The organism is Shewanella sp. AC34-MNA-CIBAN-0136 (genome assembly GCF_040309945.1).
In the GTDB taxonomy this organism is placed as follows: domain Bacteria; phylum Pseudomonadota; class Gammaproteobacteria; order Enterobacterales; family Shewanellaceae; genus Shewanella.
Genome location: NZ_JBEOPJ010000013.1, coordinates 16,198 through 30,197 on the forward strand (window position 1 = coordinate 16,198; position 14,000 = coordinate 30,197).

General features: G+C 41.7%; 12 protein-coding genes. 2 read left to right on the top strand and 10 right to left on the bottom strand.

Features of this window, described 5'->3' with window-relative positions; translation table 11 throughout:
- Positions 1–60: 60 nt before the first annotated feature.
- From AAEY94_RS13660 to metA, 3 genes are all read right to left on the bottom strand, one after another.
- The gene (locus tag AAEY94_RS13660; protein WP_350979050.1) at positions 61–1,251 is read right to left on the bottom strand and encodes a thiolase family protein; all 1,191 of its coding nucleotides are present in this window, start codon (positions 1,249–1,251) and stop codon (positions 61–63) included.
- A gap of 310 nt (positions 1,252–1,561) precedes the next feature.
- Positions 1,562–3,604 (bottom strand): diguanylate cyclase, encoded by a 2,043-nt coding sequence (locus AAEY94_RS13665; protein WP_350979051.1) that lies wholly within the window; start codon positions 3,602–3,604, stop codon positions 1,562–1,564.
- A 95-nt stretch (positions 3,605–3,699) separates the two neighbouring features.
- Positions 3,700–4,644 carry a homoserine O-acetyltransferase MetA gene (gene metA / locus AAEY94_RS13670; protein WP_101086687.1) on the bottom strand — a complete coding sequence of 315 codons (945 nt, stop codon included), beginning with the start codon at positions 4,642–4,644 and terminating at the stop codon, positions 3,700–3,702.
- Positions 4,645–5,005: 361 nt separating this feature from the next.
- Here metA and AAEY94_RS13675 point away from each other — a divergent pair, with 361 nt between their 5' ends.
- On the top strand, positions 5,006–5,749 hold the full coding sequence (locus AAEY94_RS13675; protein ID WP_192115256.1) for an SDR family NAD(P)-dependent oxidoreductase: 744 nt from the start codon (positions 5,006–5,008) through the stop codon (positions 5,747–5,749).
- Positions 5,750–5,825: 76 nt separating this feature from the next.
- On the opposite strand, the gene ompW is transcribed toward AAEY94_RS13675, so the two are convergent.
- The 7 genes from ompW to phhA form a co-directional block, all read right to left on the bottom strand.
- Positions 5,826–6,473 carry an outer membrane protein OmpW gene (gene ompW / locus AAEY94_RS13680; RefSeq protein ID WP_350979052.1) on the bottom strand — a complete coding sequence of 216 codons (648 nt, stop codon included), beginning with the start codon at positions 6,471–6,473 and terminating at the stop codon, positions 5,826–5,828.
- Between the two features lie 246 nt (positions 6,474–6,719).
- Entirely contained in the window at positions 6,720–7,385 is a 666-nt protein-coding gene (locus tag AAEY94_RS13685; protein WP_350979053.1) for a nucleotidyltransferase family protein, read from the bottom strand.
- Positions 7,372–8,022 (bottom strand): maleylacetoacetate isomerase, encoded by a 651-nt coding sequence (gene maiA, locus AAEY94_RS13690; protein WP_162023467.1) that lies wholly within the window; start codon positions 8,020–8,022, stop codon positions 7,372–7,374. Before maiA ends, AAEY94_RS13685 begins: the two co-directional genes overlap by 14 nt.
- 98 nt (positions 8,023–8,120) lie before the next feature.
- A complete protein-coding gene (locus tag AAEY94_RS13695) occupies positions 8,121–9,107 on the bottom strand; it encodes a fumarylacetoacetate hydrolase family protein (protein ID WP_350979054.1) in 987 nt (328 codons plus the stop codon).
- A gap of 237 nt (positions 9,108–9,344) precedes the next feature.
- Positions 9,345–10,883 carry a transcriptional regulator TyrR gene (tyrR, locus tag AAEY94_RS13700; RefSeq protein ID WP_101086681.1) on the bottom strand — a complete coding sequence of 513 codons (1,539 nt, stop codon included), beginning with the start codon at positions 10,881–10,883 and terminating at the stop codon, positions 9,345–9,347.
- 164 nt (positions 10,884–11,047) lie between these two features.
- The gene (locus AAEY94_RS13705) at positions 11,048–11,386 is read right to left on the bottom strand and encodes a 4a-hydroxytetrahydrobiopterin dehydratase (protein ID WP_059747329.1); all 339 of its coding nucleotides are present in this window, start codon (positions 11,384–11,386) and stop codon (positions 11,048–11,050) included.
- Positions 11,387–11,468: 82 nt separating this feature from the next.
- A complete protein-coding gene (gene phhA, locus AAEY94_RS13710) occupies positions 11,469–12,266 on the bottom strand; it encodes a phenylalanine 4-monooxygenase (RefSeq protein WP_101086680.1) in 798 nt (265 codons plus the stop codon).
- 353 nt (positions 12,267–12,619) lie between these two features.
- On the opposite strand from phhA, the gene galE reads away from it, so the two are divergent.
- Positions 12,620–13,645 (top strand): UDP-glucose 4-epimerase GalE, encoded by a 1,026-nt coding sequence (gene galE / locus AAEY94_RS13715; protein WP_162023469.1) that lies wholly within the window; start codon positions 12,620–12,622, stop codon positions 13,643–13,645.
- The last annotated feature ends 355 nt before the right edge of the window (positions 13,646–14,000 follow it).

Sequence of the window (14,000 nt, forward strand, 5' to 3'; positions counted from 1 at the left end):
GTGGCTGCGTATACATTTACCTGTGCGGTGGTCTTGTCGAACTTAACTTGTATTGTCTATTTACACTTCTATCGCCATTGCTGTGGCTTCGCCGCCACCAATACATAACGATGCCACGCCGCGCTTAAGGCCGCGTGCTTTTAGGGCATAAATCAATGTGACTAGCAAACGCGCTCCAGAACAACCAATTGGGTGTCCCATTGCACATGCGCCGCCATTAACGTTGACCTTGCTGGCATCTAAGTTCAACTCAGAAATCGCTAACATAGTGACCATGGCAAACGCTTCGTTGATTTCGTATAAATCGACGTCATCTTTGTTCCACTGCACTTTATCGAACAGTTTTTGCATCGCGCCAACCGGTGCGGTGGTGAACATTGACGGTTCTTGTGAATGGGTAGTATGACCTTTGATGGTGGCTAAAACATTTAAGCCAAGTTGCTGGGCTTTTTCGCGCGTCATTAACATTAACGCTGCTGCGCCGTCTGATATTGAACTTGAGTTGGCAGCTGTAATTGTGCCGTCTTTGGTAAATGCAGGACGTAATGTCGGGATTTTTTCAGGGCGGGCGTTACCAGGCTGCTCGTCAGTGTCTACCGTCACGTCACCACGACGTGTGCTGATGGTTACTGGCACGACTTCGTCTTTAAATGCGCCAGAGTTAATCGCTGCATTGGCTTTTTCGAGCGAACTTAATGCAAAAGCATCCATTTGCTCACGAGTTAAACCAAAGTCATCAGCGGTTTTTTGAGCAAATGTGCCCATTGCGCCACCAGTGTAAGCATCTTCAAGGCCGTCTAAAAACATGTGGTCCATGACTTTGCCGTGCCCCATACGCATGCCGCTGCGTGCTTTGTCGAGTAAATATGGTGCTTGGCTCATGCTTTCCATGCCACCCGCAACCACAACTTGGCTGCTGCCCGCTTTAATTAAATCGTGGGCTAACATGACGGTTTTCATACCAGAACCACAGACTTTATTGACTGTTGTTGCACCAACACTTAACGGTAAACCTGCACCTAGAGTTGCTTGGCGAGCAGGTGCTTGGCCTAAACCGGCAGGCAATACACAACCCATCAATACTTCGTCAACAGCATCAACGCTGATCCCCGTTTGGGCGATAAGACCTTTGATAGCGGTTGCAGCTAATACTGGAGAAGCTACCTCAGACAATGCGCCTTGAAACCCACCCATTGGTGTACGTTTCGCGGCAACAATAACGATATCTTGACCTGTTTGCTCTGTACTCATAACCACTCCAATTTACTGCGCTTGAAAAATTAACATCAATAATATGGATATCACTTTGACGTTGACGCGAACGTAAAGCAAGTAAAAAATGGTCTAAATACTGATGTTAATTAATAGGAATTGTCAGTGAAGATTTACAGTTTAAGAATGTCACGTTTAAATTTGATGTAAGATATTGTTTTTATGATACATATCAATATCTATTTATCAGTAACATGATTACTGTTGAGTGATTTGTTGAGCGTAAAACTTTAGTCTAAGTAGAAAGTAGCCGCAGCGACCAAACAACTGCATCGGCACTTAGGCAGGGTTAATGATCGACAACCACGACTTGATTGCGACCGTTGTCTTTTGCTTGATATAAGCCTAAATCGGCTTGCTTAATAATGTCGACAAGCTCATGAGTTTGCGGGGTTAACATAGCGACAGCCACACTGATGGTGAAATTCATTTTAACATCGTTAAACACAAACTGGTTTGACTCAATACTGGTTCGCAATCGCTCGGCTATTTCAACGGCTTGTGCTTGCTCGGTATCAGGTAAAATAATTAAAAACTCTTCGCCACCGATGCGACCTAAAATATCGTTTTTCTTGAGCCAATTGCGTGCTCGTCTACCGCACGCTTTTATGGCTAAATCGCCAATATCATGACCATAATGGTCATTAATGGCTTTAAAGTTATCGATATCGAACATAATAACGGCTAGTGATCGATGATGTTTTTTAGCCTGATAAAAGCGCTTTTTACCCTGCTCAAAAGTATGACGTCTATTAGCAATCCCCGTCAAATAATCCGTTTGAGAGCGGCGTTTAAATTGTCGGCGAGATTGCCACAAGAAAATGACCACCACCAATAACACCAATGCAATTAGCACTGCGATTGCCATTGATAAGTTAGTAATTTTTTGAGAATCTATTTCAGCCTCTAAATTCAACTTATTGATTGCCAATTGCTTTTCGAGCAGACGATTATTAAACTCAGCCACGGTAAGATTATGGTCTAATGATGAATTAACCACATCATTATTTATGATGTTAGCAAAGTGCTTTTTTTGTAAATCAATGGTATCCAAAAGCTTATTCATGCCCAGATTACTCGACCCATTGGCGTAATCAATAATGGCCGCAATCATCAATTTCAGTTCATTGGAATGGCCGTCATAAGTCGCCGAACCAGAAAATATTTCAGCATACTTAAAAGCTTTATCTGGTTGTTGTTGGCGAAAATAACTCAATGCCAACCATGCATGCGTAGCGTCGACAAAGTATTTTTCTTGGGTTGTATCTTGCACTTCAAGTGCGCGCAAAAAATGATCTATACCTTCTTGAAATAAACCTTGAGCCCAACAGCTAATACCCGTATTAAATTGATAGAAAAAATCAAAGTCAGCAAACTCTGGCGATTGCTCTACCAGTTGCTGCATTTGGGCTAAATGAGCTTTGTTTTCCCCCCACAAGGCCAATTTAATCGATTCGCCCACCATGTTATGCAACATATTAAACATGTCTTGCTTATCTTGGGCTTGCTCCCAAAAGTCATAGGCTTTGTTAAAGTATTCGTAGGCTTTACGGTTTAAACCATTGTCACGATAGATAGCAGCCGTGGCATTGAATATCATCGCTTGACGACTCAGTCCTAATTGATGCTGTTGCGCTATCGCTAAAGCTTCATTTAACCTTTTGAGACCTTCGCCAAAATCACTTGGTTTATTATGGCAATACGCACTTTGCGCTAACACTTCGGCCAAGATATCTACTTGTCCAAGTTGACGGGCTAATGTAATCGCCACTTCACGATCTGGGCAATAAATTTGGGTGTCGTTAGTTTGAAGGTAAAGTATGAATGAACGCTCGAGATAGCTTTTGACCAATTCTTTGCTAAGAGGATGTGGTGTAAGTAATTTAATGGCATGGCTATAGCTGTTAATTGCAGCAACAAGATCACTGTTAACTTCTTGCTCTATTGCCAGTAAATGCAATAACTGGCCTTGCTGTTCAATCGGCCATTGAGCACTTTGTGGTAGCTGTTGTTGTAAAAAGTCAATGCGTTGTTGTGATGAGCTTAATGTGGCTAACTGTTGTTTGATATCAGTAATTTTTGTGCTATCAGTAATTTTTGTGCTATCAGTAATTTCTGTGCTAACAGTATTATCGCTAACAGTATTGTTGCTAACAGTATTATCGCTAACAGTATTGTTGCTAACGGTATTGTCGCTAAAAGTATTGTCGCTAACATTGGCGCCATTCATAATAGTGCCATTAGCGTCACTAAAAATGTCACCGGCCCCCCAGGTAGTTAGCGGCCAGCTTACTGCACACACCAATAATATCATCAACTTGGTTTTAACCATTTAACCTCGACCTTACAATAAAAACATCTAAGTTTAACAATAGCTTTTATCGAAACGAAGTCAACGTTAAAACGCTGGTGAAACTATATTCAAATTTACTTTTTACTTTCCCATGGTGTTTTCGCATTCATGTCAGACAAGTCATATGGCGTTAACTGGTAAACATAATAATTAAGCCAATTACTGACTAATAAGCTGCCATGACTATGCCAACGAACAATAGTATCTTGTGTTGGGTCATCTTGTCGGTAATAGTTTTGCGGAATATCTGGCTTGAGGCCTTCGCCAACATCGCGCACATATTCTTCATTCAAGGTGTCTTTTTGATATTCAGGGTGGCCCATAACAAACACATTATGATTATCACGACTGAGTACAATATACGCGCCAGCCTCGTCTGATTCAGCCAACACTTCTAAATCTGGATGTTGACGAATTTGTTCAATATCCATTTCAGCAAATCGGGAGTGCGGTGCAAAAAACTCATCATCAAAACCGCGCAATAGTGGGTGTGGGTCGCTGGTTCTTCGATGATTAAATACACCTGAACGTTTATTCGCTAATAACTGACGATGTAAATCATAAAGATGATACAAACCAGCATGAGCTGCCCAACACAAAAACAGTACTGAAGTGACATGTTGTTGTGACCAGTCAATAATTTCGCGAATGTGGTCCCAATACACCACATCTTTAAAATCAATTTTTCCTAACGGTGCACCTGTAATAATCAAACCATCGTAATTGTTATTTCTAATGTCTTCAAAATCACGATAAAAAGTATTCATGTGATCCACTGATGTATGCTTTGATTCCTTATCATGAATGCGTAATAAATCGACCCCAACTTGCAAGGGCGTATTGCCCAGTAATCGCAATAACTGGGTTTCAGTTTCGATTTTATTAGGCATTAGATTCAAGATTAATACCCGCATTGGACGAATGTCCTGATTAGCAGCTCGGGTTTCAGACATCACAAAGATATTTTCTGACTCTAATATACCTGCTGCAGGCAGGTTATCTGGAATTCGAACCGGCATACGTCTCACCTTTAGATTAATTAAACACATGTACTTGATTAACCAGCGCTCGATTAACCAACCAGCCTTTTCACAATAACGTTAATGTCTGTTATGTCACAGTTTCAACATTCAGTTTAGCGCTAAAAACAGCGGTCATCATCGATTGTCAAATGTCGTTTGCAAACATAACTAACCTACTCACCTAGCCTAAACCGCGACAGAATGGCTTATTGCTAACGTTAATATCGGTCAATCTGTTAGATAACCATCATACACTTGGATGGCTGGAAGTCTACACGTCTCAAGTTGAATTTTTTTCTTACTTGTTATCAACTGATGTTATTTCTATTATGAGTCATTATTTTTGATGAGATGAATCATGTCTACAGCGACAGCGATGATTATTGGCGCCAGCTCTCAACTGAGCCAAGCCTTAGCCAGACAGTTATCTGCACAGCAAGTTTCGCTGGTGCTTTTTGTTAACGACCCTGAATCACTTAACGAGTTTAGTCAAAGTCTGCCTGGCGATGTCAGTGTATATCCGTTAGTAATTAATCAACCTGACACACTAATAGCACAGCTGAATGCCGCCTGGAGCAAACATAATGGCGCCCATTTGGTGATTGTTAATACCGGTGTTAATGACTACGATTCTACCCTGCCTTGGGCAATTGATAAGCACACTATTGATATTAACGTAATGGGCTTTGCTGCGGCAAATAACTGTATTTTTAAATTAATGTGCGAGCAAGGTTACGGCCAACTAGCCGCCATTAACTCAATAGCCGGTCAACGTGGAGGGCCTAATGTGGCTTATCATGCCTCCAAAGCCTTTGCTGAAAATTACCTGCAAGGCTTGAGTATGCATGCACAACGATTAAAGCTGCCTATTACCATTAGTGATATTCAATTAGGGTTATTTGATAAAGCCGTTCATTTGAATACACAATTGCTGTTGTCGCCTATCGATAAAGTGGCTACACAAATCATCTCAGCCTTGCAAAAAGGTAAACGCCGAGTGTATGTCACTAAACGCTGGCGCATTGTCGCGTGGATAAATCGTTTATTACCAGAGTACATTTACAATACTCGCCATTGGAAACCGCGTAAAAAGTCTCCATAAGTGCCATCAACAAAAACAGGAACCCGTAGGTTCCTGTTTCATATGTTCGTTTTTCGCTAACGTATTCTACCCTAGCTTAATAAGTATAACCGACGCTGATCATGTAAACCCAAGGATCAATGTCTGTATCAACCACAACATGATCTGCCCCCATATCAAAGCTCACATCCGTTGCAATTTGAGCATACCAAACAGACGCATTAACCAACCATTTCTTATCAATTTGATAATCAAGCCCAACTTGAGTCGCCACGCCCCAAGAGTTCGATAGGCTCAAATTATCTAAGCCAAGATCTTTCGCCTCTTGAGTAAATTCACTGTCATAAAAGTTGGTAAAGTTAATCCCTAAACCAATATAGGGACGTAAAGCAGACTGTGAATCGCCAAAGTAATATTGTGCGACCAGTGTTGGAGGTAATTGCTTTGAGTCAGCAATTTTACCGAGTTCACCCAGTGACACATCGTGACTAAAAGGCGATGCCGCTAATAATTCAATGCCGATATTATCAGTTAGCATATAACCAAAATTTAGCCCTAATTGGACATCGTTATCTACGCTAAATTCAGCAATATTTGCGACTACAGGGCTTGACTCATTTGGAGCAACCATTGCCACACCAGCACGAACAATAATATCTCCTGCTTGATGGGCCGCAGCACCAAATGAAAAACCAGCAGTTAATAAAGAAGCAGCAACTAAACTTAGGGTAATTTTCTTATTCATTTTTTAACACTCCTTGGCAATGACAACTAGATGCAATTCTGTGCATCCTTAACATTTGCGGTTAACCTACTGAAGTTAATCGTTAACATCATTGATTCAGATCAACAAAACAGCAGTACCCCTATAGAGGTACCTAATTAGATCCCAGACACATGATTTAGATCACAAAGTGAGGCGGTAAAGAGATGAAAGAGGTATTTAACAGTTAGGTTTTGTGAGGTTGAACAGGTGAATTATTATTGATGATTAATCTGTTACAGATAGTTTGCAGTAATGGATTAACCATCCCTTTTGGGACACGCGATGGTTAAAAATAGCTTTGTCACGCTTTGGGTTTGGACTTAATGACAAGTCAAACAAACAGCCTAAACCAAACACACTCGTCACGTGTAATTGAAACTCAGCTGTTGTATGGTCATCAGAGGGAACTAATTTAACCCCAATAGCCGTTTGTTTTTCTGGCCAAAATGACATGGCATCAACACAAGAACTATAGGGCATATCACCATTTCTAAGATGCATTCTGGCTTGGTTTTTCGCCGACCATGGCAGAGCTATCTGCTTAACGAGTAAAGCTTCAATCGCCTGGTCTTCTGCAGAAGATGGGTTGTTATCACACCAGTAAATGACATCAATGTCGTTTAAGGGCTGTGAGGTCATGCTGTGCAAATTATCCCAAATCAAATTGCGTATAAAACCCGCACTAATTAACCAGTCGGTGATCCCTTGTTGTTGCATCACTTTCTGGCACACCATTAACGCAGCCAGTCTGGTTTCATCTTGTTGTAACCACTGCCACAACAAGAACAATGGCTTAGCCTGTCCATGTTGCAACTGATCAATGGCCACTTGGTTTAACAGGGGCGGATTTAACTGGTGCTGATTAAACAAGGTTTGATTACGTCGCGTCATGCTGTTGTTCTGGCGCGGCATCAGCAAATGCAGGTAACTTATGGCACTCATCCCAAATTCTGACAATATTAGGATACGCAGCAAGCTCTAAATTAAAGCGTTTGGCATTATACACTTGCGGGATCAGACAAATATCGGCCAGCGAAGGCGTATCACCAAAGCAGAAACGTCCAGAATATCGGCTTAACTGCTGTTCTAAAGCAGCAAAACCAAGGTGTATCCAATGGTGATACCAACGCATTTTATCAGCTTCTGATACACCCATTTCGTTAACTAAATATTGTAATACTCGAAGATTATCTAAAGGATGAATTTCACATGCTATGGCTTGAGCCATGCTGCGAACAATAGCTCGCTGCTCAATATTGCTGGGAAGTAACGGTTGCTGAGGGTGTTTTTCGTCGAGGTATTCTATAATGGCTAACGATTGCGATAAGTTAATCTCGCCTGACTCATTATTGTCGATAAACGTCGGCACAAGATCCGAGGGGTTGAGTTGATGGTAAGCCTCAGAATGTTGCTCACCACCATTATTAACCAAATGAACTGAAATATGTTCAGCCGTTAACTGCTTTAAATTTAACGCAATACGCACGCGATATGCCGCACTTGAACGCCAGTAGCCATAGAGTTTCATGTCAATTCCCTTATTTTTATTTTAATCTGCCTAACAAAAAGGCAATAACGATTAACCGCTATTGCCTTTATATTTCGATTTATATCGCTTTCATAATCTTAAGCTTTGTATTCAACCACTTTTTGATCGATAGAACCAAAGATACTCACACCGTTATCATCAAACATTTCAATGCGAACAGTGTCACCAAAATGCATAAAGGGTGTTGATGCTTTACCGTCGGCAATGATTTCAAGCATGCGTTTTTCAGCTAAACAACTTGAACCAGCACTGCGATCGTAGTTAGAAATAGTACCAGAACCAATAATTGCACCTGCGCCTAATGGACGTGTTTTAGCCACGTGCTCTACTAACTGGCTAAAGTTAAACGTCATGTCGACGCCGGCATTCGGGCGGCCAAACAACTCACTGTTTAAATGAGTCACTAACGGCAAATGTACTTTGCTGTCTTGCCATTTGTCACCTAACTCGTCTGGGGTAATCGCAATGGGTGAAAAGGCACTCGATGGCTTAGATTGGAAAAAGCCAAAGCCTTTACCTAATTCACCTGGGATTAAGTTACGCAGTGATACGTCGTTAACTAACATCAATAATTTGATGTGCTTAGTTGCATCTTCACTGTTAACACCCATGGCAACATCATCAGTAACAATAGCAATTTCTGATTCGAAATCGATACCGTATTCTTCGCTGGCCATTTGAATATCCGCTTTAGGGGCGATAAAGCTGTCAGAACCACCTTGATACACTAAAGGATCAGTCCAAAACGATGCTGGCATTTCAGCGCCACGCGCTTTGCGTACTAACTCAACATGGTTAACATACGCACTGCCATCGGCCCATTGGTAGGCTCTTGGTAAAGGAGATAAACAACGTGCTTCATCAAAATCTACTGCATTGTCCATCTGGCCGGCGTTTAGTGCTTCATACAACTCATTAAGTTGTGGATATAGCAAATCCCAAGCATCTAATAATTGCTGCATAGTATGGGCAATAGCGGGTACCGCGACTGTTTTGGACAAATCTTTACTGACTAACATCAATTGGCCGTCGCGACGTCCGTTGTGATAACTTGCAAGTTTCATTACTGCTCCTAAATTCTGGGTGAGATCTGCGTCCTACTCGATACAAGACTCTCAATCTAACCATAGAAATAACCGATCGTGACGGAAAATCCTATAGTAGGTACTAAATCACATTTTTGCGGTGCTAATCGTGATTTGTAAATTATTCGTTACAAAACATAAAAGGCCACGTCAACACTGATTGTTAGCGTTAAAATGACCAAAATGCCAGCACTTGGCTGGCATTAAATCGTTACATTACTTTTTCTTACTAATACTGTAATCACGCAACTTGTTAGCAATAGCGGTATGAGACACACCTAACTTTTTGGCTAATTGGCGTGTACTTGGGTACGCGGGATATAACCGACGTAATAAACTGGCTTCATATTCTTTCATCGCCTCGTCTAACGTGCCCTCAAACTCTTCATCGAAGTAGCCAAAGCCTTCAGCATATGAAGGTAATTTAAGTTGCTCAACGGTCAATTCTGTTGAGCCATCCCACATTGATACCGCTCTAAAAATCGCATTTTTCAATTGGCGCACATTACCCGGCCATGCATAGGTAAATAGGTAATCGCGACAACTTGCCGAGATACGTCTTAAGGGACTCGATAACTGCTGACTATAATGCTCTAAAAACATCTCAGTTAATGGAATCACATCTACACGACGCTCACGCAGTGATGGCATGTGATAGCTTAAGACATGGATTCGATAGTACAAATCTTCTCTAAACTCACCGGATTGGCAAAGTTCAGCCAAATGTTTTTGGGTTGAACAAATAATCCGCACATCAGCGCGTACTTCTTCATCGCCACCAATCCGTCTAAAAGTTCCGTCTTGTAATAAACGCAATAATTTAACTTGTGCGGTTTTAGACATCTCGGCAATTTCATCAAGAAACACCGTACCGCCTTTTGCTTCTTCAAATAGACCGCGTTTAACGACGGTGCCATTGCTAACAAAGCCAAACAACTCTTCCTCTGCGACACTATCGGGCAAAGCCGCACAGTTTATTGCGATAAAAGGATGTTCACGGCGCATGCTGGCATCATGACTCGCACGGGCCATCAACTCTTTACCTGTTCCTGTTTCACCGGTGATAAGTAACGGTGCATCAAGTTGCGCCATACGCTTGGCTTGCTTGAGTATGTCTTTCATTTTGTCGCTGATAGCCAATACATTATCAAAACCAGTGGTTTGATTTTGCAGAGCATTAAACTGTTTACCCACTCTAGCGGGTGATTTCAGCGAGATAACCGCACCCGCCAAAATAGTTTTTTCATCGTCATCGGGTAAGTAAATTGGCAGCATTTCAGCCAAATACTCGCTCGAGTTAATTTGAACTCGTGTGGCTTGCGCCAACACCGGTATTTCACTCATCCAACGAGCAAAGTTAAACCCTTGTACCCAATGATTAAGTGACTCGCCCACCACTTCATGTTCAGCCATACCAAGCGTCAATAATGCCGACTCATTGGCTATGCGGATCCGCCCTTTCGCGTCTGTTGAAAACACCGAATCGGGTAAGGTTTTAAGTAAGGTTTTTAGGGCGTAATGTTCTTGCTCTGACGGCATAAAAGATACGGTACGGACATCATGCACACTTTCGACTTTACGAATTTGTGGCATTAGCTCACGCAGGGTTTCGAAACTGATTTCTGCAAACTGCAAAAACAGGAAACCTTTATTACTGGCATCAATGGCAATTAAGTTAATACCATGTTTTTCAAGCACGACGAGGATGTCTTTCGCTAAACCCACGCGATCGATACAACTGACTTCCAAACGCATAATGTAACGATTCCCTATTTATTAATGTTTTATTGCGGAAATTTGGCATAACGTTAGAGGGATATGGCTTCAGTGGCAAGTGAAGTTTACAGCAGAATTGTAACAGAGAAACTATTTCAGCACATTACGTTAACGTAACATGCTGAAATGGATGGCGATAGTAACTAGTCTAACAACTGGTCTGTCTTGGCAGCCATAATGAAATCGTTTTTGTGTAAGCCTTTAATTGAGTGTGACCACCACGTCACTGTGACTTTGCCCCATTCGGTTAAGATACCTGGGTGATGGAACTCAGCTTCAGCTAAATCGGCCAACTTATTGGTAAAGGCCATCGCTAACTTAAAGTTTTTAAATTTATATACCCGCTCTAACTGCATAATGCCGTCACGAACTTCAACGCCCCAATCAGGGATCATACCGACAAGCTCTGCTAACTCTGCATCCGTTACTTTTGGTGCATCTGCTTGGCATGCTTCACATTTCATCTCGGTTAATGCGTTCATTTGTACTCCTTGGCTTAATTAAATAGTGTCTCACTTGCAGGTTGTTGAGCTAACTTATTGGTTGCTCATCTGCAATAAATCGTTAACTGGCTTTGACTTTTAGAGCAAATTTAGGCTCAAACATGCCTAAATGACGTGCTTTTGTCACCATGCTCATAATGTCCATACGGGCAATTTCGTCTAAATAGTCAATATGATCGATAACATAATAAATAGGTTGCATGATATCAATACGATACGGTGTGCGCAGTACGTCGAGTAAATCAAACGGCTTACGTTCAGGGCTGTCACTTAATGCATACATGGTTTCACCCGGTGAACTTAAAATGCCGCCGCCGTATATTTGCAGTGATTCATTTTTCGCCTGAACCAAACCGAACTCAATAGTAAACCAATATAATCGCGCCAGAAACACGCGCTCTTCTTTTGATGCCGCCAGGCCTAACTGGCCATACATATGTGAAAAATGCCCAAATGATGGATTGGTTAATAACGGACAATGGCCAAATATCTCATGAAAAATATCAGGTTCTTGCAGGTAATCAAACTCTTCTTTGCTGCGAATAAACGTCGCGACTGGAAACTCTTTATTGGCCAGTAACTCAAAGAAACGCCCAAATGAAATCAGTGCAGGCACTGCAGCAGTTTTCCAACCCGTTGCATCAAGTAACACTTTATCGATTTCAGGCAATTGTGGAATGCGATCAACTGACATGCCTAATGCATCTAAGCCTTGTAAATAGGCTTGGCATGCGCGGCCCGGCATATTCGTCACTTGGCGCTGATACAATTGTTGCCATAATTGATTCTCATGCTCTGAGTAATCAATGTAACCTTGGGCATCAGGTTGGTGTGCAATATACTTTGTTGCTGTACTCATAGGTTCCACTTTACGTCAACTTCACTCCCTACATAGTGTGCTAAGGGTGATGTTTTGTTAACTCCTTCACAGTTTATTGTCTTGCCATAATGTAGTGCTAATCGTAAACAAATAAATACAACTACTGATTTAGCTCTCACTCAGCGCCCATTTTTATAACTACTTTTGACTCACTTTATAGGAAAGCTGACCGGTATTAATTTGAACGTGCCATCAATAATTTAAATGGCAATTGAACTGTGATAATTTACAATACATGAGAGGCTATTTATCTAACTGACCTGATAAAAGTTGATCGCCAAAAATCAACCAGCCCTATAACTTGACTCATTAATTCACAGGACGATTAAACTATGACAATTTTGGTAACCGGCGGCGCAGGCTATATTGGTACACATACCGTAGTAGAGCTATTAAAGGCCGGACAGAAAGTGGTCATCGTAGACAATCTATCAAACTCAAGTGTTGAAGCGTTGGCTCGAGTTAGAACCATTACCGGTAAAGATGTCACGTTTTATCAAGGTGACATTCTAAACAAAGCCTTACTGCAAAAAGTTTTTGCAGATCACAGCATCGAATCCGTCATTCATTTTGCAGGATTAAAAGCTGTCGGTGAATCGGTCGAAAAACCATTGAAATATTACGAAAACAACGTCACCGGTTCCATCATTTTATGCCAAGTCATGGCTGAAAATAACGTCAAAAACTTAGTTTTTAGCTCATCTGCCACGGTTTACGGCGATCCCGCTAGCTTACCCATTAAAGAAGATTTTCCTACTGGCGCAACCAACCCTTATGGCCAGTCAAAATTGATGGTTGAGAATATTTTAGCTGACTTGCATAACTCGGATAACAGCTGGAATATAGCTCGTTTACGTTACTTTAATCCAGTCGGCGCTCACGAAAGTGGCTTGATTGGCGAAGACCCTAACGATATCCCTAATAACTTGATGCCATTTATTGCCCAAGTTGCTGTTGGCAAACGCCAACAATTAAGCGTTTTTGGTGATGATTACAACACACCAGATGGCACAGGCGTACGTGATTATATTCATGTTGTTGATTTAGCTATGGGTCACTTGCAAGCACTTAAAAAGCTGCAAACTAAACCTGGGCTGGTGACTTATAACCTCGGTACGGGCATAGGCTACAGCGTGTTAGACATGGTCAAGGCATTTGAAAAAGCTTGTGGCAAAACCATTGCTTATCAAATTAGTCCTCGCCGCCCTGGTGATATTGCAGCCTGTTATGCCGACCCAAGCTTTGCCGCTACAGAATTGGATTGGCGTGCAACCCATACCGTTGAAGATATGGCAAATAGCAGTTGGAAATGGCAATCAAATAATCCTGATGGTTACAATACCAACGCCATTAATTAGGTGATCTATCAGAGTCACTCAGGTTTTTCAGTTTGAGGCGCATTGTTGAAAGAATGGTTATTCCCTTATGAAACAATGCAACAAAAAATGGAAAGCCTGAGTGGCTCCCGCAGGACGAGTTTATGCATCTACTATGCTGCTTAATAGTATTTTGACGTACGACTGCATGGTCTATTTTTTTCTATAAAAAATAAGACATTGCCACCATCCATGGCGGCAAGATGCACGAGATAGAGCAACGTAGGAGCTGTTGCCGAGAGCAACTATGCCTACAATCCTATTGCTTGCCTAGAAGAATTGCTTGCCTAGAAGAATTGCTTGCCTAGAAGATGCCGATTCTCGCTGAATGACCAGA

What these genes read in the sequence shown, in the direction of transcription:
- AAEY94_RS13695 (WP_350979054.1), bottom strand. Translation starts at nt 9,107, where the DNA reads ATGAAACTTGCAAGTTATCACAACGGACGTCGCGACGGCCAATTGATG.
- galE (WP_162023469.1), top strand. Translation starts at nt 12,620, where the DNA reads ATGACAATTTTGGTAACCGGCGGCGCAGGCTATATTGGTACACATACC.
- AAEY94_RS13660 (WP_350979050.1), bottom strand. Translation starts at nt 1,251, where the DNA reads ATGAGTACAGAGCAAACAGGTCAAGATATCGTTATTGTTGCCGCGAAA.
- AAEY94_RS13665 (WP_350979051.1), bottom strand. Translation starts at nt 3,604, where the DNA reads ATGGTTAAAACCAAGTTGATGATATTATTGGTGTGTGCAGTAAGCTGG.
- AAEY94_RS13675 (WP_192115256.1), top strand. Translation starts at nt 5,006, where the DNA reads ATGTCTACAGCGACAGCGATGATTATTGGCGCCAGCTCTCAACTGAGC.
- metA (WP_101086687.1), bottom strand. Translation starts at nt 4,644, where the DNA reads ATGCCGGTTCGAATTCCAGATAACCTGCCTGCAGCAGGTATATTAGAG.
- tyrR (WP_101086681.1), bottom strand. Translation starts at nt 10,883, where the DNA reads ATGCGTTTGGAAGTCAGTTGTATCGATCGCGTGGGTTTAGCGAAAGAC.
- ompW (WP_350979052.1), bottom strand. Translation starts at nt 6,473, where the DNA reads ATGAATAAGAAAATTACCCTAAGTTTAGTTGCTGCTTCTTTATTAACT.
- AAEY94_RS13685 (WP_350979053.1), bottom strand. Translation starts at nt 7,385, where the DNA reads ATGACGCGACGTAATCAAACCTTGTTTAATCAGCACCAGTTAAATCCG.
- phhA (WP_101086680.1), bottom strand. Translation starts at nt 12,266, where the DNA reads ATGAGTACAGCAACAAAGTATATTGCACACCAACCTGATGCCCAAGGT.
- AAEY94_RS13705 (WP_059747329.1), bottom strand. Translation starts at nt 11,386, where the DNA reads ATGAACGCATTAACCGAGATGAAATGTGAAGCATGCCAAGCAGATGCA.
- maiA (WP_162023467.1), bottom strand. Translation starts at nt 8,022, where the DNA reads ATGAAACTCTATGGCTACTGGCGTTCAAGTGCGGCATATCGCGTGCGT.